This window comes from Pseudomonas sp. NBRC 111138, assembly GCF_001320835.1.
Lineage (GTDB): Bacteria > Pseudomonadota > Gammaproteobacteria > Pseudomonadales > Pseudomonadaceae > Aquipseudomonas > Aquipseudomonas paracarnis.
This window is the reverse complement of the sequence record NZ_BCBO01000053.1, coordinates 1-19,026: the sequence shown is the minus strand read 5'-3', so window position 1 is coordinate 19,026 and position 19,026 is coordinate 1. Positions and strand designations below refer to the sequence as shown.

The following is a 19,026-nucleotide window of genomic DNA, read 5'->3' as shown; positions in this document are numbered from 1 at the left end:
TTTTCGTTCGTCCTGAATTTGGAATATCGCCGTGCCTGACTGCATCTTGAACACCCCGATCAAGCTGGGGCATCACCGCTTGAACAACCGTGTTGTACTGCCACCGCTGACCCGCCAGCGCAGCGCCCAGCCGGGTAATATCGCCACCGACCTGATGGCCGAGTATTACCGTCAACGGGCCAGTGCCGGGTTCATGGTCAGCGAGGGTACGCAGATCGAACCCCGGGGCCAGGGCTACGCGTGGACGCCGGGCCTTCATACACCGGCGCAAATCGAGGGTTGGCGCAAAGTCACTGCAGCGGTGCATGCCGAGGGCGGTGTGATCTTCGCCCAGTTATGGCATGTGGGGCGGGTGTCCCATAACGCGCTGCAACCTGACGGTGGTGCCCCGGTGGGCCCGTCTGCGCTGCCGGCGTTGCAAGCCAAAGCCTTCATTGAAACCGGGCCGGGTAGGGGTGAACTGGTGCAGCCACCCGTCCCCCGTGCCTTGACCACGCTGGAAATCGAAGAGCTGGTAGGGCACTACGCCCAGGCTGCGCGCAATGCCCTGGACGCCGGGTTCGACGGCGTGGAAATTCACGCGGCCAACGGCTACCTGGTCAACCAGTTCATCTCGGCCCATTCCAACCTCCGTGAGGATGAGTACGGCGGCTCGCTGGACAATCGCCTGCGCTTGCTGCGCGAGATTGTCGAAGCGGTGTGCAAAGTGGTGGGGCCGGAACGCCTGGGCGTGCGCTTTTCGCCGCTGTTCAGTGGCACCGATCAGGACCGGGTCTACATCGGCCTGGTGGAAGAAGACCCGCACCTTACCTATATCGAAGCGATCAAAGTGCTGGAAGCGTCGGGCATCGCCTATGTGTCCATTGCCGAAGCCGATTGGGACAACGCCCCCGACCTGCCCGACACATTTCGCCAGGCCGTGCGCGCCACCTTCAGCGGCAGGATCATCTACGCCGGGCGCTACACCGCCGAGCGCGGCGCACGGCTGGTAGAGGCCGGGTTGGCGGACTTGATCGCCTTTGGACGGCCCTTCATTGCCAACCCGGACTTGCCCCAGCGGCTGTTCAATGGCTGGCCGTTGAATGCGTTGAAGGCCGAAGGCTTGTATGGCGGGACACAGGCGGGGTATGTGGATTATCCGGTGTATGCCCAACAGCCGTGATAGCCCATGATGGCCTGTGTTTTATCCAGGGTGGGAGGAGGCTTGCCCTAACGCCGGTCAGTTAAACGAACGCTATGCTCGAAGTAATGAAGATCAAATGTGGGAGCTGGCTTGCCTGCGAAAGCGGTCGTGCAGTAACAGATACAGTGACTGACACACCACCTTTGCGGGCAAGTCGAATCGCCTCACTCCACCCGCAACACAATCTTGCCGATATGGTCCCCACCTTCCATCCTCGCATGGGCCTGGGCGGCGTCGGTGTAGGCGTAGACCTGGTCGATAATCGGCAGGCAGCGCCCGGCACTGAGTACCGGCCACACGTGTTCGCGCAGTTGCTGGGCAATCTCGGCCTTTTCTTCCCGCGTGCGGGCCCGCAGCAGCGAGCCGGTGATCACCGCGCGTTTGCCGAGGATGGTCAGCAGGTCGACGTCGTTGGCCTTGGCGCCACCGAGGAAGCCGAGGATCACCAGGTGGCCGTCCATGCCCAGGGCCTTGAGGTTATTGTTGAGGTACGAGGCGCCCATGATGTCGAGGATCACGTTGACGCCTTTGCCATCGGTCTGTTTGGCGATGACCTCGGCAAATGCCTGTTCGCGGTAGTTGATCGGCTCGGCACCGAGCTTGGCAATCGCCGCGCATTTGTCGGCGCTGCCCGCCGTGGCGAATGCCTGGATGCCGAATTCCTGGCAGAGCATCAACGCGGTGGTACCGATGCCGCTGGTGCCGCCGTGGATCAAGGCGCGCTGGCCTTTGCGGGCACCGCCGAGCCCGAACAGGTTGGCCCAGACCGTAAAGAACGTTTCCGGCACGGCAGCGGCCTGAATCCAGTCCATGCCTGCGGGGATCGGCAGCGCCTGGCTGGCCGGCACCGCGCAATACTGCGCATAGCCGCCGCCATTGGTCAGGGCGCAAACCTTGTCGCCCAGGCTGTATTCGTTCACGCCAGTGCCCAGCGCCACCACTTCACCGGCCACTTCCAACCCCGGAATCGGGCTCATGCCGGGCTTCATCGGGTATTTACCCGCGCGCTGCAAGGCGTCTGGGCGGTTGACCCCGGCGGCGTGCACGCGAATCAGAATCTCGCCCGGCCCGGCCACTGGCACGTCGGCGCTGCGCGGCTGCAAGACCTCGGGCCCGCCAGGGGTGGTGATTTCGATCAGGGTCATTTCTTGTGGAAGCGTCATGGAAAAGTTCCTGTAGCGATGAGCGTATGGGTTGGGACCGTAGCGCGGGGTCGGCAGTTCAGCAAGATCATGCCGGGTTCTTCGGGCAATGCAAACGCAGGCTTTCAGCACAAGCCTGCAAGTGCGTCGGCGTGGCTTCGGACACACTGGCTGCCGCTCATTTTTGACGGACACAGGTGGCGTATGAACGAAGCGAGAAATCAGGATATCGGGTTGTTGTTCCTGCGGGTCAGCGGGGCGTTGTTCCTGCTGTGGGTGCATGGGTTGCCCAAGTTGCTCCACTACAGCGAGCAATTGAAGCTGATCGAGGACCCGTTTCACTTGGGCGCCCATGTCACGTTGCTGCTGGCGATCTTTGCCGAGGTGCTGTGCCCGCTGCTGATCGTCGCGGGCGTGCTGGTGCGCCTGGCGTGCCTGCCGATCCTGGCGGTGCTGGTCATCGCGTTGCTGGTGGTGCACCCGGAGTGGACGCTGTTCGAAGGGCAGTTCGGCTGGCTGCTGTTGATCATCTTTACCAGCGTGCTGATCGCAGGGCCGGGGCGGCTGGTGCTGAGCCAGCGCTTTGCCTGAACAAAAAAGGCCGGGCTCGCCCGGCCTTCTGCCTTCTGTAGGAGCGAGCTTGCTCGCGAAAAACGCATAGGCGCCGCGTTCATTCAGCAAGCACGCGTTATCGTTGACGTTCTTCGCGAGCAAGCTCGCTCCTACAGGGGCATCAAGATGTCAACGGTTCAGGAATCCCAACAGGTCTTCATTGAGCTGTTGAGCGTGGGTCACGGCAAACCCGTGAGGCGCATCCTTGTACACCTTCAGTTGCGCGCCCTTGATCATTTCAGCAGCCACCTTGCCGGTGGTTTCGAACGGCACGATCTGGTCGCCGTCGCCATGGATCACCAGGGTCGGCACGTCGATTTTGGCCATGTCCGGGCGGAAGTCGGTTTGCGAGAACGCCGTGACGCAATCCACGGTGGATTTGAGCGACGCGAGCATGGCGATCTGCAGGGTTTGGCTGAGCACACCCTCCGAAACGTGCTGGCCTTTATTGAGACCGAAGAATGGCGTGTTGAAGTCGCTGATGAACTGCGCACGATCCTTCAACAGGCCGGCCTTGATGCCATCGAACACCTCGCCTGGCACGCCTTGGGGGTAGTCGGCTTGCTGACCGAAGATCGGCGTGACCGCGCCCAACAACACCAGGCCGGCGACACGGGCACTGCCGTGGCGGGCGATGTAGCGCGCCACGTCACCGCCACCCATGGAGAAGCCCACCAGGGTCACGTCCTGCAGGTCAAGGTGTTCGATCAACTGGGCGATATCGTCAGCGAAGGTGTCGTAGTCGTTACCGGTCCATGGCTGGTCCGAGCGGCCAAAACCACGACGGTCAAAGGCAATGGTGCGAAAGCCACGGCTGCTCAGGTATTCCATCTGGTATTCCCACATGTCCGCATCCAGCGGCCAGCCGTGGCTGAACAGCACGGGCTTACCGCTGCCCCAGTCCTTGAAGTAGATCTGGGTACCGTCTTTGGCAACGAATGTGCTCATCTGAAACTCCTTGCAGGGCTGAAAAAGGGCGGTGTAAAAACCGCCTCACTATTGCCGTAAACCTGAGCCCAGGCTTGTATGGGTGTGCTTGTCTCACCAACTGAACTTGAGCTCCATGCCCAGGTAATTGCTGTCGTGCCCACCGGCATCACGCAGCGTCTGGCCGACCGCGTAGTGCACCGCTTCGACCGCACCGCTGAGGTTGGGCGTAAAGGCGTAGTCGGTGCGCAGTTGGCCGTAGGCGCCGGTCCAGCGCTCGCCTTGGCCCGCCGTGCCAGCCACGGCCAGGTTGGGCTGGGTGTAGACGGCGTCTGCGGTGGTCTGCCGCCACAGCAGGCCGACGGCGGTTTGCACGCTGAGCTTGGCGAGGGGCTTGACGGTGATCGACGGCTTGACGTGGATCAGGTTGCTGTAGCCGGTGTAGCCCGCCAGGGAAAAGTAATAGCCATTGGGGAACAGCGGGTTGAAGGTGCCGACCCGGCCGTCACCGGCCTGGCGGTCACCGGAAGCGATATCCAGTTGCAGGCCGATACGCGGCTTCCAGGCCAGCGTGTCAAAGGTGTAGCCGGTGCGGCTGCCACCGGCCCAGGCGCGAATCGTCTTGCTGCCCACCGAGCCGCGTTGCAGCATGGCTTCGACGTCCCAGTCGAAACCCTGGGCTGCGCCACCCAGGCGGGCGTCCAGCAACTGGCGCGTCTCTTCGCCGTCGGCGTCCAGGTAATGGGCGGCGCTGCGCTCGTACACGCCGTAATAGGCCGACAGCTCATTGGTGCCGCCCACCAGCCGCTCGACTCGTAGCATGTGGAAGCGCGCGTCGCTGTTGGACTTGTCGTCGAAATGCCGGCCATCCTGGTACTGCACCGGTTGGCTGGCGATCCCGATGAAGCGCCATTGCGGCGTTTCCCAGTCCGCCCACAACGCATCGAAGGACTGCCGCACATTCGGGCCGTCCCGTGACGAGATGAAACGCTGCAAGTCGAAGGCGAAATCCTGGCGGCCAGCCCGTGCCTTGAAGGTGCCAGCGCTGAAGGTCTTCACGTATTCGGCAAAGGCCAGGCGCAGGTCGACGCGGTTCTGGTCGGCACCGCCAATGGTGGTCTTGTCATAGGCCCGCACATCTTCCAACTGGGTGAACAGCCGCCAGTGTTCGTTCAGGTGCAAGTCGGCGTGCACCTGAAAGCGCTGGATCAGGTAGCGGTCACGCGGTACATCCCGCACGCCGAACCCGCTGGCGTCGTTCATCTCGAAACGTTCACGCAAGGTTGCGCCCAACGACAAGTAGGTGAACGGGTTGGCGGCGGACAGTGGGATGTACTTGAGGTTGTCCAGCGGTTGCGTGCGCAATGCCGGGTCCTTGAGCACAGACCAGTCTTCCTGCCAGCGGTTGGCCTTGATCGCCGGGCGTACCAGCTGGTCGTCGGCCTGCACGCTGCCAGCAAGCAACGGCCACAGCACAGCCAGGCTCCAGCCTGCGTGACGAATCATTTTGCCGCGCTGAGTTGGTGGATTTCTGCGACATAACCGCCCGGGAACTCCACCAACGCACTGCGCCGACCTTTGCTGTCGAACGCCGGCACCAGCACTGTGGCGCCAGAGCCAGTGGCCTTGCCCAGGGTGGCGGCGAGGTCGTTGACCTGGTAACCGGTGGTGTCGTGGCCGAACGGGTAGGGCAGTTGGCCGTTGGTGACCAGCACCGCCATGCGCCCGAACGGCGATTCGATCTCGACGCGGCGGTAGTGGCCGCCGGCCTGGCCGACATCAACCCCAGGGGCGTGCTTGTCGTCGCTCACTACCTTGCCGTGGGAGAAACCCAGGAATGCCTTGATAAACCGCTCGGCGCTGTCGTTGGACACATACACACGGTTTTCCGGCACGGTGTCGAAGGCGGCGTAATCCGGGGTCTTGGTGTGCCAGTAGAGCTGCATGTTCACACCGCCCGGCCATTGCACCACGGCATCACGGCCGATGGGGTCGGGGAAATCGCTGACGATTACGTCGGCGCCATTTTCACGCGCGGCCTTGAGGGCCACGTCCATGTCCTTGACCAGATAGCCGTTGCGTTCCTGGCCGAACGGGTGAGGCACGGGGGTGGTAAAGCCGAACAACGACACGGTGCCCGCCGGGGTCTGGAGCAATTGCGAGGTGGTGCTGCTCGGCACCGGCAGCACGTTGACCACGACCTGGGGCGTGCTTTTGCCGCCGAAGGTGGCGAGGAAACTCTGGGCAAAACGGTCCACATCGGCCGGTGCCACATACACATGGCTGGTGTCGTACTGCGGCGCCACGGCCACGTTCGGGGTGGCGGCAAACGCGTTGCTCATCATCGCACTTGCCAGCAGCGTCAATGCCAGCGATACCTTGGTTGCTGTGTTACCCATGCCCGTTCTCCAGCGCTTCTGAGGGTTCGAAAGCCGTGAGGTTAGGGGGGCAGGGCGGTGGGGAATTGTATGGACGTGCTCGGTTGAACGTTTCAGCTACGCGGCCCAGACAGCCGACGCCTGTCTACCTGACGCCCCTCAATCCAAATATGGAAGCTGGCTTGCCTGAGATGACGGCCTGCCAGCCGACGCTTCTCTAGCTGATACCCCACGATCAAACTGTGGGAGCTGGCTTGCCTGCGAAGGCGGCCTGAGAGCCGACCATAATCTTGGATCAGACCGTGTACATATCCATTATTTAGGTCATGGCTGCTTATGGTTCCGCTTTTACAGCGGCTCACTTTTGAAAAGCCGGAATGCCGGCCCAGACAAAAGTAAGCAAAACGCTCTTGCCCCACCACTCGGCACCTCGCTTAGGCTCGGTGTGCCCTCACTCCGGCTTGAATCCGTGGGCCGCCGTCATGGGCCATCCTTGGCCCAGGACGGCTAACCCGGCGTCCTGCCGGGTTACCCACGAATTCAAGCCTGCGTTCGGCCAGCGTGGTTTAACGGGGCGCCTGAGATCAAGATCAAAAGCAGATCAAGAGCGGCTCGCTTCGCATCGTAGTTACCGGTGGCTGCGGCGAACTGCACAGTTGTGTAGATACCTATGCTGCGATGACGACGTTTCAGTCACTGCATCTATTACTGCACGACCGCTTTCGCAGGCAAGCCAGCTCCCACATTTGATCTTCGTTGCGTTGGGCATTGCGTTCGCTTAACTGTGCGGCATTGGGGCTGCCCACACATTTGGATGGCGGGGCATCGGTTAAACAGCCGTTATCGGTCAGGCCACCATAATGATCTTCGACACCAACTCCACCACCGTCTTGGCCTGCAATTTCTTCATCAACCGCGCCCGGTGCACCTCAACGGTGCGGTGGGAGATCGCCAGGCGCAGGGCAATTTCTTTGGATTTGAACCCGTTGACGATGTGCATGGCGATTTCCCGCTCCCGGGGCGTGAGGTCGCCGGTGCCCTGGTGCATGCGGTCCAGGCGTTCGAAGTGCCAGATCATCAGCTTGAACGGGTCTTTGGGGGTGAGGGTGTAGCCGTGGGACTTGGCCCAGAACACTTCGCCATTGTGGTGCTGCATGAAGCGTTCATCGGAATAAAAGCCGTTGTCGCTGTCGAGCAGCCAATCATGGCTGCGCTTGCCGATGGCGTGGTAGTCGGCCTGGGACGGGTAGATCAGCAAGGTCAGCTGGTTGACCAGTGCGTCGCGCGTATAGCCGAACAGCTTCAGGAAAGCGTCGTTGCAGTCGAGAATCACGCGGTCGCTGGTGACGATCTGCGGGGCAGGGGACAGCTTGAACGCCAGGCGTTCGAGGTCGGGAAATTGCTGGGCTAGCGCGGTCATGGGGCATCCTGCCTCGTTGTTCAATGCCCTGGGGCGCTACTTACCCGTGTAAGTAGTTACACGAATTGGCGCACGATCAGGGGTGGGTCATTGTAAGTAAAGTCCGAATCAAGAACAGAAGAAATTGATTATGCCTGCTGATTGCGTCTCCATTGTTGCCGCTGGTCACTCCCGCTTTGGTCGCCTGGAAGGCACGACGCTGGAAGACCTGATCGTCCAGGTGACCCGCGAAGCCCTGAGCGACGCCGAGATTGACGCGTCGCAAATCGATGCGTTGTTCCTCGGCCATTTCAACTCGGGGCTGGTGCCCGACGGGTTTGCCGCCTCATTGCTATTGCAAGCCGACCCCGGGCTGCGCTTCAAACCGGCTACTCGCTGTGAAAACGCCTGTGCATCCGGCTCGGCGGCGATTCAGGCGGGGGTCAATGCGATCCTCTCCGGCAGCGCTGAGCTGGTGCTGGTGGTGGGCGCCGAGAAGATGACCCACACCAGCACTGCCGCGGTCACCCAAGCCTTGGCCGGGGCCGGCTACCAGAACGACCCGGCCGAAGCCGGCCTGAGTTTCCCCCAGTTGTTCGGCCGCGCCGCCCGCCAATACGCCGAGCGTTACCACTGCCCGCTGGGCTCGATGGCGGCCATCGCTACCAAAAACCACTCCAATGCCATGGCCAACCCGCTGGCGCAGATGCATCGGGAGATGAATTTCGAACACTGCAACAACGTGTCCCAAAGCAACCCGTTCGTGGCTGACTCCCTGCGCCTGACCGATTGCTCACTGATCAGCGATGGCGCAGCCGCGATCATCCTCGCCTCGCCCAAACGTGCGCGGGCGTTCCGTCGCGAGGTGCAAATCCGGGCGATGACCCAGGTCAACGACACCTTGCCCATCGCCCAGCGTGACATCCTCGCCTTTGAGGGCCCGCAACGCGCGATCCATGCAGCGCTGCGCGGGGCGAATGTGACCTTGGCTGACCTGAGCTTCGCCGAAGTGCACGACTGCTTCACCATTGCCGAGTTGCTGATCTATGAAGCCATGGGCCTGGCGCCCAAGGGCGAAGGCCATCGCGTGCTCGACAGCGGGGTGGTGCGCGCCGGCGGGCGCTTACCGGTGAACCTTTCCGGCGGACTCAAGGCCAAGGGGCATCCCGTCGGCGCCACGGGGGTGTCCATGCATGCCTTGGCGTTCCGGCAATTGACCGGCGAGCCGATTGGCCTGGCGGTGCCCAACCCGGAGTTCGGCCTGGTGTTCAACATGGGCGGCATGGCGGTGGCCAACTACGCCTCGGTCCTGCAGGCACGCCGGAGCTGAGTCATGAACATTGCCAACTGGCTGCACGACACCCAGCGTCGGGCCCCGCAACGCCCGGCATTGTTCGACGGCAGCGTGCAAGTGGCCGACTACGCCAGCTTCGCCGCCCACGTGCGCCAACGCGCCGCGCACCTGGTGGAGCAGCATGGCCTGGTGCCGGGAGACGCGGTGGCGCTGCTGATGAAAAACAGCTGCGACTACCTGGAACTGCTCTACGCCATCTGGTGGATGGGCGGGGTGGCGGTGCCGATCAACGCCAAGCTGCACCCCAGCGAAGCGGCGTGGATTGCCGATAATGCCGAGGCGCGGTTGATCTTTACCGACGGCGGCCAGGTGTTTTCATCGCGGGATTTGCCCGCGCATTGCACGGAATTGGACGGCCACCCGCTGCCGCCCAGCCATGGTTGGCCCAGCCTGGAACAGCCGGTGCCCCGCCAGGATCACGACCTCGCCTGGCTGTTCTATACCTCTGGTACCACCGGGCGCTCCAAGGGCGTGATGCTGTCGCACGGCAACCTGATCGCCATGTCGCTGTGCTACGCCACGGATGTCGATCAAGTGAGCGCCGACGATGCGGCGCTGTATGCCGCGCCCATGTCCCACGGCGCCGGCCTGTACAACTTCATCCATGTGCGCTGCGGCGCCCGCCATGTGGTGCCGGCCTCCCATGGCTTCGATGCCGCCGAGCTGTTCGGGCTGGCCGAGCACATGGGCCAGGTGTCGCTGTTTGCTGCGCCGACCATGGTCAAGCGCATGGTCGAACAGGCCCGGCGCCAGGATTATCACGGCGCCGGCATCAAGACCATCGTCTACGGCGGCGGCCCCATGTACCTCGCCGACCTGCGCGAAGCAGTCGACACCTTCGGCCCGCGCCTGGTGCAGATCTACGGCCAGGGCGAGAGCCCGATGACCATCAGCGTCTTGCCCCGCGCCTTGATCGCCGAACGCCAGCGTCCCGACTGGGCCACCCTGGCCGCCTCGGTGGGCCACGCGCAAGCCTGTGTCGAGATCCGCATTCTCGATGCCGAGCACCAGCCACTGCCCACCGGCCAACGCGGTGAAATCGCGGTGCGTGGCGCCACGGTGATGCAAGGCTACTGGCGCAACCCGCAGGCCACGCGCCAGACGCTGGTGGACGGTTGGCTGCTGACCGGCGACATCGGCTACCTCGACCCGGCCGGCTACCTGACCCTGACGGATCGCTCCAAGGACGTGATCATCAGTGGCGGCAGCAACGTGTACCCCCGTGAAGTCGAGGAAGTGCTGGCCCAGCATCCCGAGGTGTTCGAAGTGTGCGTGGTGGGCGAGCCCGACGCGCAATGGGGGGAGTCGGTGGTGGCCTTCGTGGTGACCCGCAGCGGCCAGCCGCTGGACGAAGGCGAGCTGACGGCGTGGTTCCTGGCGCGCATGGCCTCGTTCAAAAAGCCGAAAAAATATGTGTGGCGCAGCGATTTGCCGAAGAACAGCTACGGCAAGATTCTCAAGACCGACTTGCGGCATTGGCTGCAAACCGCGAGTATCGCCGCGCTTTAACATGGATCGATAATCAGACAAGGAGTCCCCACGATGGGCAATCCCGCACAAGACACCGTCCGCAAGCGCCGCCGTGCGTTTCTGGGCGCCACCTCCGGCCACTTGATCGAGTGGTACGACTACGGCGTGTATGGCTTTCTCGCGGTCTATATCGGCCAGGCGTTCTTCGTCTCCGATGACCCCACCACCAGCCTGTTGGCCAGCTTTGCCGCGTTTGCGCTGAGCTTTTTTATCCGCCCTTTGGGTGGGCTGTTCTTCGGCCCGCTGGCAGACAAGATCGGCCGGCGCAAAACCCTGATCATGGCGCTGGTGATGATGACCGGCTCCACGGTGATGCTGGGCCTGTTGCCGACCTACGCCAGCCTGGGCATCGCCGCACCGATCCTGTTGATCCTGGTGCGCTGCGTGCAGGGCTTCTCGGCGGGCGGCGAAATCGGTACGGTCACCAGCTTCATCTCTGAATACGCCGGCCCCGGTCGCCGTGGCTTTGCCACCTGCTGGCTGATGGTCACCGCCGTGCTCGGCCTGCTGCTCGGTGGCGCCGTGGCCAACGGCATGACCTGGGTGCTGGGCGCCGAGGTCATGCAGGAATGGGCCTGGCGCGTACCGTTCCTGATCGCCGCGCCCCTGGGCTTTATTTCCATGTACATTCGCCTCAAGCTCGAAGACAGCCCCGAGTTCCTCGCCCTGCAACGCGCCGGGCAAACTTCGCGGGCGCCGCTGCGTGAGGTCTGGCAGTGGAAGCGGGCGATTGCCCTGGTGTTCTTTATCATCACCTTGCACAGCTCGATCTTTTACCTGGTGCTGACGTTCGCCTCGACCTACATGGCCAAGATCCTCAAGTTCGACAGTGGCACCACCTTGCTCTACGTGTTCGTCGCCAGCTTCTCGGCGGCTTTCGTGATGCCGTTTGGCGGGGCCTTTACCGATAAATACGGGCGCAAGCCGTTCCTGATGGTGATCGGCACGCTGGCGACCCTGGCGATGTTCTGGCTGTTCAAATCCGCCCCGACCGCCACCCCGGCGACCTTCTTCGCGCCGTTGATGGCGGTGGCGATTCTGTTCGGGCTGTACGCGTCGTCAACCTATGCGTTGATGAGTGAGCTGTTGCCGACGCGGATTCGCTCCACTGGGATTGCCGTGGCGTATAACGTGCCTGTCGCGGTGTTTGGCGGCAGTGCGCCGTTGATTTCCACCTGGTTGATCAAGGTGACAGGCGACATTACTTCGCCGTGGTATTTCTATGTAGCGACCGGGGTGGTGTCGTTGGTAGCGCTGGTGGTGTTGCGCAAGGAGGACTTCGTGGTCGGTGCCACGCCTAGGGTGGCGTCTGCGAAAACGGCGCTGGCCTGACGCCGTGTTTGCATCTTGGTAATCAAACGGCAGGGTTGCGTTGGCAAACCTGCCGCAACAGGCTATCGGGCTGAATTGGCTGGCAACACGTGGGTCGCGGCCAGGGCAGGGTAGGAGTAATGTGGCCGGTAATCGACAAGTTCTTGAACCATCTCAGGCTCTTTCTGGGTGCCAATATTGAATCGCAGCAGCGTTCCTGATGTCTTTTCCACCGTATTAAGGTGGTTGTTCTTGGCAAAATCCAACTTCACTTTCGAGTCAGCGAGCAACTTTATGTCGCGTGGAGAAAGCGTGGGGTATTTCGCTTTGAATTCCCGATAGTACGTTTTGAACAGGCCCGTTGGGTCTTTGCCCAAAAAATAATCCATGTGCACAGGACCTGCGAATGACTTGGTGGGTATGTTGGTCAGGTTGGAGATTTCATCACCCAGCGAGTTCGGGCCGTTTGCGCCGGAATAGCAGACGCGAAGCACAATGTTTTTATATTTGCTGAAGTCAATTTTTTCCGCACGAAGTTTATTGACGATGTCTTGCGCCGAATAGAACTTGCCGTTTGCGCCTACGACTTTCGCGGGCTCTCCGGTGGCCGGTTCAGTCCCATGTCCGAATATATTGAGCCGTGGGGCGCCTTTGTAAATATCCTCGAAGGTTTGTATGTCGCCATCGATGGCCTTGAAACCCCTCCATGGACCGCCCAACCGAATCACTTCACGTAATGCTGACTCAGGCGAAGGCGCCGCCGGTAAATCACCTACGCGTTTTTCCTGCGGTACCGTATGAATGGCCGCGACTCCAGTACGTGCGGAGGTTTGAGTGGGGTGTGCTCTTGCGAGGTGAAGCATTAACATCGCTATGTTGATGAATAAATCTGTTGCGGCTGCTTCTTTGTTTCCTTCCCTGCTCCCGGCAAGCGTCTTGATATCACTTATGATGCTGTCTGCCTGAAACGGCATACCGATTAAAAAGGCACTCTCTGGCATGAACAGAAATGCCGTATTGAGTAATAGGCCTGCCCCTTCTTTAATCCTTTCCCAGCGACTTTCCCCGTTGGATACGGCTTGGTGTTTGGCCAGCGATGTCAGCGCCCTTGAATTTGCTTCATACAAGTAGCTCATCAGTTGCGCGGTTTGCAGCTCGGACGACAGGTCGTGAGTCGCCAGTGTGGGCGGCGCAGGCGTGAACACGGGCGTATATGTCGGCATATGCGGTTCGCGAAAGCCATCGTGCCTGTAGACGGCGCGGGTTGTCTCATCAGGCAGCCAGGCAAGAATGTCTTTTTGTAGCTCCTTCTGTGTCTGGACAGACTCCATTAGCGCCTGGCGCGAAGGAAACTGCAGCAGAGGGGCGCTGGAATTCAACGGGCGATAAAGAATGTGCGGGCCGACTGTGATGTCCTTGGGTTCGATCAGGAACATGTTTTCGACCACATCGGGCACCGCGCCGGGCAGGCGCATGAGCGCCAACGGGCGCACGGTGATTTCGTTGCCATTGACGAACTTCTTCCCTGGCGTTGGATCCAGTATTGCCTGGAGGTAACGAAAACCCATGGCGTTATCGAAGCCAGCCTCGCCTTTGGCCGTCAGTTCCAGGGCCCTCATTTTCAGTTCAATCGGGACTTGCTCGGCGAACAGCGCTTGGCGCCTGGTTTTTTTTTCAGGATCGTCGAGCAGCTCGCGCCTGACTAATTCGGGGTAGTTCTTGCCGGCATCGATTTGCTGAATCAGCTTACCCAGTTCGCCCTCTTTTCCGAGCTTGGCTAGATGAATGCCCGTCGGTTTGTGACGCACCTCCACCCGACCTTTTGGTAATCCTGAAAGGTTGCGTACAAAGGTTTCGGTGAAGGGCAGGGTGGTGGTTTGGGTTGATCCGAATCCGCTGGCCGGGGCGCCATAGGGAGTGTGAAAGATGACTTCCAGATCCTTGATGTCATAGTGAAAGGGTGGAGGGTTGAGGGCTTTGATCTGTTCCTGGATATAAGTGCTAATGTCCGGAATATCACTGCCAAAGCTCTTGCCCTTGTGCCGGCGCTCGAAGCCCGCCATCTCCAGAAGCAGGTCATGGTAAATAAAGCGATTGGCATCCGAGGCGGTTTTCGACCATTCGGGACGCTTGAGCCCGGACTCTTGGGATGGTCGCGCCACGATCAGCGCGGGATCAGTGTCGGCGTTGGCGTCCCCGTTGTTAATCATGACGTTCGCTTGCAGGTAGAACGCATCAGCGTCGAAGGCTTTCAGGCTGGGCTTGTCGGTGCGGGTCGGTGGTTGCGCCGCGGGGTTTTGCTGTTCCCAGGCCTGCTGGGCTGCATCCAGGGAAGCATAAGGAGTAACCTTTCCGCTGGGTTCGCACATCAGCACAGCGAGGGTGCGGTCCCCAGCCTTGCGTTCGATGAACAGGTTAGGGGTTTGAACGTTCGGGCTGTCTGGGTTGGCCGGGTCAGTGCGGACCATGAAGTGAATGGTTGTCTTGGAGTTGTCTGTGGGGTTGAGGTGCCCGTGGGGAAACCTTGCTACCGTATCCAGTGTTTCGCGCTGTATGTCATTGAGACCTGGGGATTTTAAACTGGCCAGGCGCAGGTTGCTGTGCAGCAGCTGGCCGAGCATTGACCGGCGACTACCCGCGTAAATCGGGGTGACACCGAGCGCTGTGTCGGCACTCAGCCCAGGGGCCGGCTCATTGAACGGCGGCTCATTCCAATACGTGATCTTTGCCGCTCGAAGCGTTTCGTTCAGCTTGCCGGGCAACTCGCTCATAGCCTTCTGTAGCGCTGACCTATCGATAGGAAGTGCAGTACCCGCAGGTTTGCCGGTACGGGCGAGCACGTCCTCGCGCGTATCGACGAATTTGCCAGCGCTGTCGAAAACCGGCGCGGCGCCTCCAGCGACATGGCTGATGATCATTTCCATCAGCGGTGTTTCAATGTGCTCACCTGGATTGTCCGGATCGGGAACGGCGAACGCCAACTGCTCCACATCGAGGTTCAATGACGCATCGATGGCGTCCTTGAGTAATCCCGATACGACCGATTGCAATCCGGGCTCTGCGTTAAACAGACGGTGGGCGATGTCGCTCACGGGGCTGGCGACGGGCGGCTTGGCGGTGGTTACCGGCGCAGGCGCTTGAACGACAATAGGTGTTGGAGGGGGTTTGATGCCTGCAAGTGCTTGTAGGGTTGCCTGCTGCAGTTCGCGAATCCCACGCGAGGTGTCAGCAGAAGGGTTGTTTTTTTTCAAGGAGGGGAAGCCATCGCGGATGAGCCCTGCGACTTGTTCGAGCCACTTCTGCTCTGAGCCGGTTTCCCGAGTCACGCCGTAAAAGTCCAGCATCATAGAGAGATCCAGCGCTTGCTGGGTACGAACGGGCCCCTCGTAGACCGAGCCGCTTCTCCCGTATTTTCGGGCTGCGCTTGAAATGTCGGGTTCAAGGGCCGCCCATTGGGGGCAAGTCGACGTGCGCAAAACAATCGATTTACGGCTGCCGTCAGGGTTTCGTACGTAGCCTTCCAACTGGCCTGTCGGCAAGTGGATAAACAAGGATGAAACCTCGAGATTATGTTCTTTCGCAAACGCCAGGAAAGCGGGGCTGGAGAAGCATTTGCCGAACGCCTCGCGTGTGTGTGCGTAGGTAGAGTCGTCAGGCACATTCAGGAGGGGGAGAAAGGTTAGCGACTGATCATCAATGCGCCTTTGATAGCCGATCCTCGTGAGGATTCTGGCACACTCCCGTGCTACTTCCCGATCAGCCGCCTCGACGCGTTCGGCGGGCGTCGGTGTGCGACTGGAGTCGGCAAGTGTGCCGCTGCGTTCAAAGGTGGCTTGGGTGATCGTCTCCTTCACGCTACGTTGTGCTTGCCTGGCACGCAAGGTCTGTTGCGAGATGTCCAATGGCAGGGGGCCGTTGGGGATGACCAGAGAGGGGAATGTATCGGCTTGCTGGAGTGCCGCGATCACGGCCCGCGGATTGCGCGTGAGCTCGGTTCTAGCGATAGCGTAGAAGTCTCCGACCAGGTAACTGGGAGGCGTGTGTTCGCCGGTGTAGCGGAACCAGGTCGTCGACGGGGCGCCCAGCTCTCTGGCCGCTGCGGCGACGTCCGCCGATGCCTGTGACCAGCCAGGGGTGAACTCCGTGAAGCTGTTGGGGGAGCCATTGATCATGCACGTCATGGTTCCCTCTTGAGGGTTCCAGCTGAAATTGGACAGGTCGATGTGATGGGCTTTGGCAAAGGTTGCAAACGGCTCTGCCCTGAGCGCCTGGTTAAAACGTGCCCACGCTTGGCCGAAGCTGGAAAAAGGCGGAACCTGGGTGAGGGTCGGGGCGGTGAGTGACTGTCTGTTGGTTGTGAGCTCCTCAGCGACCTGACCCATCAATGCCGCGCTGAGCTGCTGTGCCAGCTCGGCATCACTCTTTTCCACCAACGTGCTGACGTGTCCTTGAGTGAGCAGAAATTGAGGCGAACTTGGTGCGCGTCTTGAAACGGGCTCGGATCGACCAGGATTTTCCGGCTGCTGAGCGATGTCATACTTCAGCCTTTCATCCGGGTTGACCGGCCACGCAAAGGTGCCTGTTGGCGTTTGTTGCGAAGATGAGGGTGGAACATGGTTCGTGGCTGCCGGGATCGTCATGGAAGTCTCCGTCTATCGTTATGAAAAGCGCGCCTTCTGTGGCGAATTTTCGTGGCTTTTCTGTACGAAGGTGTTCCGTATCCACTTAATACGAAGGGTTACAGCCGCTGATGCGGGGAGCCGTCATGTGTCACAGTCCTTTGCCTGTTCGTTGTGACAGGTTGAAATACGCCGCCGTTTTCTCCCCGCCGCGTCCCTGAGCAGAGTGAGGTGCCTATGCAAGCAACCCGATTGACTCTCGTATGTCATGCCGTGACCCCCATGCAAAAGCAGGGGCGGTTTCCCGATGACGAGTCGTTACTGATGGATTGGCAGAATGCGCGGCTGTCACTGACGGATCGGTTCCGCAAAAGTGTGCGCCTGATATGCGGGCCCGAAGCGCGGACTCGCCAGACGGCAACGCTGTTCGGTGACCACGCCGTGGTTGAGCCCGCGTTACGCGATGGCGATTTTGGCCATTGGAAGGGGCAGGACACTGCCCAGCTTGATCGCGATGAATTGATGACTTGGCTCACCGACAGCGCCAGCGCCCCCCATGGCGGCGAGTCGGTGGACCACATTTGCGCGCGCGTGGGCGAATGGATGAGGTCACTGGAGTGCCAACCCGGCCATGTGGTGGCCGTTACACATCCCTTGGTCATCCGCGCTGCAATGCTGTACGTCATGCAATTTCCAGTATCGATGTTCTACCTGATCGATGTCGAACCGCTGTCGCGCACCGAGCTGCGTTTCAACGCGGTCTGGCGCCTGCGCCTGGAAACTCACGCCTGATGCGTTGATCATGGCAAAATCCACGCCCCGCACTGAGAGCAACCCATGAAACGCATCCTGATCATCGGCATTGGCGCCGGCAACCCCGACTACATCACGATGCAGGCCGTGAAGGCGCTGAACCGTACCGACGTGTTCTTCCTGATGGACAAGGGCCAGAGCAAGGACAAGCTGATCGACCTGCGCCGGGAAATCTGCGACACCTATATCACCGAGCCCGGCTACCGTTTTGTCGAGGCCGACTGCCCGGAGCGTGTGCGCGGTGAAATCGACTACACCACCGCTGTGCAGGACCTCAACCGCGATAAGCAGCAGACCTTCGAACGCATGATCAACGAAGAAATGGCTGACGGTGAGGTGGGGGCGTTCCTGGCCTGGGGCGACCCGGCGCTGTACGACAGCACCATCCGCATCTTGCAGGCGATTCTTTCCAGTGGTCGCTGTGTCTTCGAGTTTGAAGTGATCCCCGGCATCACCAGCGTGCAAGCCCTGGCGGCGCAGCACAAGGTGGCGCTCAACCGTATTGGCAAGTCCATCGAAATCACCACTGGGCGCCGGTTGGCGGCGGGGCAGGCGAGTGATGCCGATACCCTGGTGGTCATGCTCGACGCCGAAGATTCCTACCGCAGTGTGGCGGATCAGGACCTGGATATTTACTGGGGCGCCTACCTGGGCACGCCGGACGAGATCCTGATCAGCGGTAAAGTGGCGCATGTGGCAGAAGAGATCGAACGGGTACGCAAGGCGGCGCGCCTGGAAAACGGCTGGATCATGGACACCTATTTGTTGCGCAAACCCTGAGGTAAACCCGATGCTCAAACAACTTGCACTCGCCTTGGCCCTGGTGGCCGGCGCCGCTCATGCCGACTCCGGCTTGCACACCGACTTGCCTTTGTCCTACCTGGAACAGACCCAGGGTGATGCGCGCAACCAGCCGCTGGTGATCTTCCTGCATGGGTTTGGCAGCAACGAGGAAGATCTGTTTGGTATCAAGGACGCGTTGCCGTCCACCTGGACCTACCTGTCGGTGCGCGCGCCGCTGCCCGTGCAGCCGCAAGGTTATCGTTGGTTCACCAAGACCGATGAGCCTGAGTACAACGGCGAGACTGATGAACTGTTCAGCAGCGCCCGGCTGATCAAGGACTTTGTGCTCAAGGCTACCGCCAAGTACCACACCCAAAGTGATCGGGTGTTCCTGGTGGGGTTCAGCCAGGGCGCAATCATGTCTTACGAGGTGGCCTTGCGTGAACCCGAGTTGGTACGCGGTATCGCTGCGCTCAGTGGCAGCGTGCTACCGGTGCTCAGGTCTGCGCTCAAACCTGATGCGTCCATGGGCAAGCTGGCGATCTTTATCGGCCATGGCACCTTGGACCAGGCGCTGCCCTTTAGCTCGGCCACGCAGGCGAACAAGGTGCTGACGGGGTTGGGGCTCAAGCCGGAGTTTCATGAGTACCCGGGAATGAATCACACCATCAGCGAAGCGGAAGTGCAGGACTTGAAAGCCTGGCTAGAGAAAAGCCTGAAGTGAAAATGCGGTTAAAAATGTGGGAGCTGGCTTGCCTGCGATAGCCATAGGTATCTACACAACTTCGGCACGACGCTAAATCTGTGGCGAGGGAGCTTGCTCCCGTGACGGCCTGGCAGCCGACACAGATATAACTGATGCCCCGCGATCCAATGTGGGAGCTGGCTTGCCTGCGAAGACGGCCTGGCAGTCAACACAGTTGGACCGTGTACATATCCATTCCTGCGGTAACGGCCACTTAGGGTTCCGCCCTT

14 protein-coding genes are annotated in these 19,026 nt (G+C 60.8%); 8 read left to right on the top strand and 6 right to left on the bottom strand.

What is annotated here, in order from left to right; translation table 11 throughout:
- Nucleotides 1–31: 31 nt before the first annotated feature.
- A complete protein-coding gene (locus tag APH41_RS09765) occupies nucleotides 32–1,162 on the top strand; it encodes an alkene reductase (protein WP_054918711.1) in 1,131 nt (376 codons plus the stop codon).
- A gap of 185 nt (nucleotides 1,163–1,347) precedes the next feature.
- On the opposite strand, the gene APH41_RS09760 is transcribed toward APH41_RS09765, so the two are convergent.
- The gene (locus APH41_RS09760; RefSeq protein ID WP_054918707.1) at nucleotides 1,348–2,346 is read right to left on the bottom strand and encodes an NAD(P)H-quinone oxidoreductase; all 999 of its coding nucleotides are present in this window, start codon (nucleotides 2,344–2,346) and stop codon (nucleotides 1,348–1,350) included.
- 183 nt (nucleotides 2,347–2,529) lie between these two features.
- Here APH41_RS09760 and APH41_RS09755 point away from each other — a divergent pair, with 183 nt between their 5' ends.
- On the top strand, nucleotides 2,530–2,916 hold the full coding sequence (locus APH41_RS09755; RefSeq protein ID WP_034127298.1) for a DoxX family protein: 387 nt from the start codon (nucleotides 2,530–2,532) through the stop codon (nucleotides 2,914–2,916).
- A 150-nt stretch (nucleotides 2,917–3,066) separates the two neighbouring features.
- Here the strand turns inward: APH41_RS09755 and APH41_RS09750 are convergent, their stop codons facing one another.
- From APH41_RS09750 to APH41_RS09735, 4 genes are all read right to left on the bottom strand, one after another.
- A complete protein-coding gene (locus tag APH41_RS09750) occupies nucleotides 3,067–3,885 on the bottom strand; it encodes an alpha/beta fold hydrolase (protein ID WP_054898548.1) in 819 nt (272 codons plus the stop codon).
- Nucleotides 3,886–3,978: 93 nt separating this feature from the next.
- On the bottom strand, nucleotides 3,979–5,370 hold the full coding sequence (locus tag APH41_RS09745) for an alginate export family protein (RefSeq protein WP_054898547.1): 1,392 nt from the start codon (nucleotides 5,368–5,370) through the stop codon (nucleotides 3,979–3,981).
- A complete protein-coding gene (locus APH41_RS09740) occupies nucleotides 5,367–6,263 on the bottom strand; it encodes a VOC family protein (RefSeq protein WP_054918704.1) in 897 nt (298 codons plus the stop codon). Before APH41_RS09740 ends, APH41_RS09745 begins: the two co-directional genes overlap by 4 nt.
- A gap of 826 nt (nucleotides 6,264–7,089) precedes the next feature.
- Complete coding sequence (locus APH41_RS09735) at nucleotides 7,090–7,662, bottom strand: LuxR C-terminal-related transcriptional regulator (RefSeq protein ID WP_003190613.1); 573 nt, start codon at nucleotides 7,660–7,662, stop codon at nucleotides 7,090–7,092.
- A gap of 130 nt (nucleotides 7,663–7,792) precedes the next feature.
- Here APH41_RS09735 and APH41_RS09730 point away from each other — a divergent pair, with 130 nt between their 5' ends.
- The 3 genes from APH41_RS09730 to APH41_RS09720 are packed head-to-tail and all read left to right on the top strand — an operon-like array spanning nucleotide 7,793 to nucleotide 11,857.
- Nucleotides 7,793–8,971, top strand: coding sequence for an acetyl-CoA acetyltransferase (locus tag APH41_RS09730; RefSeq protein ID WP_054898545.1), 1,179 nt, complete (start codon nucleotides 7,793–7,795; stop codon nucleotides 8,969–8,971).
- A gap of 3 nt (nucleotides 8,972–8,974) precedes the next feature.
- Nucleotides 8,975–10,504, top strand: coding sequence for a class I adenylate-forming enzyme family protein (locus APH41_RS09725; RefSeq protein ID WP_054918701.1), 1,530 nt, complete (start codon nucleotides 8,975–8,977; stop codon nucleotides 10,502–10,504).
- A gap of 33 nt (nucleotides 10,505–10,537) precedes the next feature.
- Nucleotides 10,538–11,857 carry an MFS transporter gene (locus APH41_RS09720; protein WP_054918699.1) on the top strand — a complete coding sequence of 440 codons (1,320 nt, stop codon included), beginning with the start codon at nucleotides 10,538–10,540 and terminating at the stop codon, nucleotides 11,855–11,857.
- 62 nt (nucleotides 11,858–11,919) lie between these two features.
- Here APH41_RS09720 and APH41_RS09715 read toward each other — a convergent pair whose 3' ends face one another.
- On the bottom strand, nucleotides 11,920–16,476 hold the full coding sequence (locus APH41_RS09715; RefSeq protein ID WP_156359039.1) for a DUF6543 domain-containing protein: 4,557 nt from the start codon (nucleotides 16,474–16,476) through the stop codon (nucleotides 11,920–11,922).
- A 216-nt stretch (nucleotides 16,477–16,692) separates the two neighbouring features.
- Here APH41_RS09715 and APH41_RS09710 point away from each other — a divergent pair, with 216 nt between their 5' ends.
- The 3 genes from APH41_RS09710 to APH41_RS09700 are packed head-to-tail and all read left to right on the top strand — an operon-like array spanning nucleotide 16,693 to nucleotide 18,775.
- Nucleotides 16,693–17,247, top strand: coding sequence for a histidine phosphatase family protein (locus APH41_RS09710; RefSeq protein ID WP_034127306.1), 555 nt, complete (start codon nucleotides 16,693–16,695; stop codon nucleotides 17,245–17,247).
- 45 nt (nucleotides 17,248–17,292) lie between these two features.
- Nucleotides 17,293–18,048 carry a precorrin-6A synthase (deacetylating) gene (gene cobF, locus APH41_RS09705; RefSeq protein ID WP_034127307.1) on the top strand — a complete coding sequence of 252 codons (756 nt, stop codon included), beginning with the start codon at nucleotides 17,293–17,295 and terminating at the stop codon, nucleotides 18,046–18,048.
- A 10-nt stretch (nucleotides 18,049–18,058) separates the two neighbouring features.
- Nucleotides 18,059–18,775 carry an alpha/beta hydrolase gene (locus APH41_RS09700; RefSeq protein ID WP_054898540.1) on the top strand — a complete coding sequence of 239 codons (717 nt, stop codon included), beginning with the start codon at nucleotides 18,059–18,061 and terminating at the stop codon, nucleotides 18,773–18,775.
- Nucleotides 18,776–19,026: the final 251 nt, after the last annotated feature.

What these genes read in the sequence shown, in the direction of transcription:
- cobF (WP_034127307.1), top strand. Translation starts at nt 17,293, where the DNA reads ATGAAACGCATCCTGATCATCGGCATTGGCGCCGGCAACCCCGACTAC.
- APH41_RS09760 (WP_054918707.1), bottom strand. Translation starts at nt 2,346, where the DNA reads ATGACGCTTCCACAAGAAATGACCCTGATCGAAATCACCACCCCTGGC.
- APH41_RS09745 (WP_054898547.1), bottom strand. Translation starts at nt 5,370, where the DNA reads ATGATTCGTCACGCAGGCTGGAGCCTGGCTGTGCTGTGGCCGTTGCTT.
- APH41_RS09700 (WP_054898540.1), top strand. Translation starts at nt 18,059, where the DNA reads ATGCTCAAACAACTTGCACTCGCCTTGGCCCTGGTGGCCGGCGCCGCT.
- APH41_RS09710 (WP_034127306.1), top strand. Translation starts at nt 16,693, where the DNA reads ATGCAAGCAACCCGATTGACTCTCGTATGTCATGCCGTGACCCCCATG.
- APH41_RS09750 (WP_054898548.1), bottom strand. Translation starts at nt 3,885, where the DNA reads ATGAGCACATTCGTTGCCAAAGACGGTACCCAGATCTACTTCAAGGAC.
- APH41_RS09725 (WP_054918701.1), top strand. Translation starts at nt 8,975, where the DNA reads ATGAACATTGCCAACTGGCTGCACGACACCCAGCGTCGGGCCCCGCAA.
- APH41_RS09730 (WP_054898545.1), top strand. Translation starts at nt 7,793, where the DNA reads ATGCCTGCTGATTGCGTCTCCATTGTTGCCGCTGGTCACTCCCGCTTT.
- APH41_RS09735 (WP_003190613.1), bottom strand. Translation starts at nt 7,662, where the DNA reads ATGACCGCGCTAGCCCAGCAATTTCCCGACCTCGAACGCCTGGCGTTC.
- APH41_RS09720 (WP_054918699.1), top strand. Translation starts at nt 10,538, where the DNA reads ATGGGCAATCCCGCACAAGACACCGTCCGCAAGCGCCGCCGTGCGTTT.
- APH41_RS09715 (WP_156359039.1), bottom strand. Translation starts at nt 16,476, where the DNA reads ATGACGATCCCGGCAGCCACGAACCATGTTCCACCCTCATCTTCGCAA.
- APH41_RS09740 (WP_054918704.1), bottom strand. Translation starts at nt 6,263, where the DNA reads ATGGGTAACACAGCAACCAAGGTATCGCTGGCATTGACGCTGCTGGCA.
- APH41_RS09755 (WP_034127298.1), top strand. Translation starts at nt 2,530, where the DNA reads ATGAACGAAGCGAGAAATCAGGATATCGGGTTGTTGTTCCTGCGGGTC.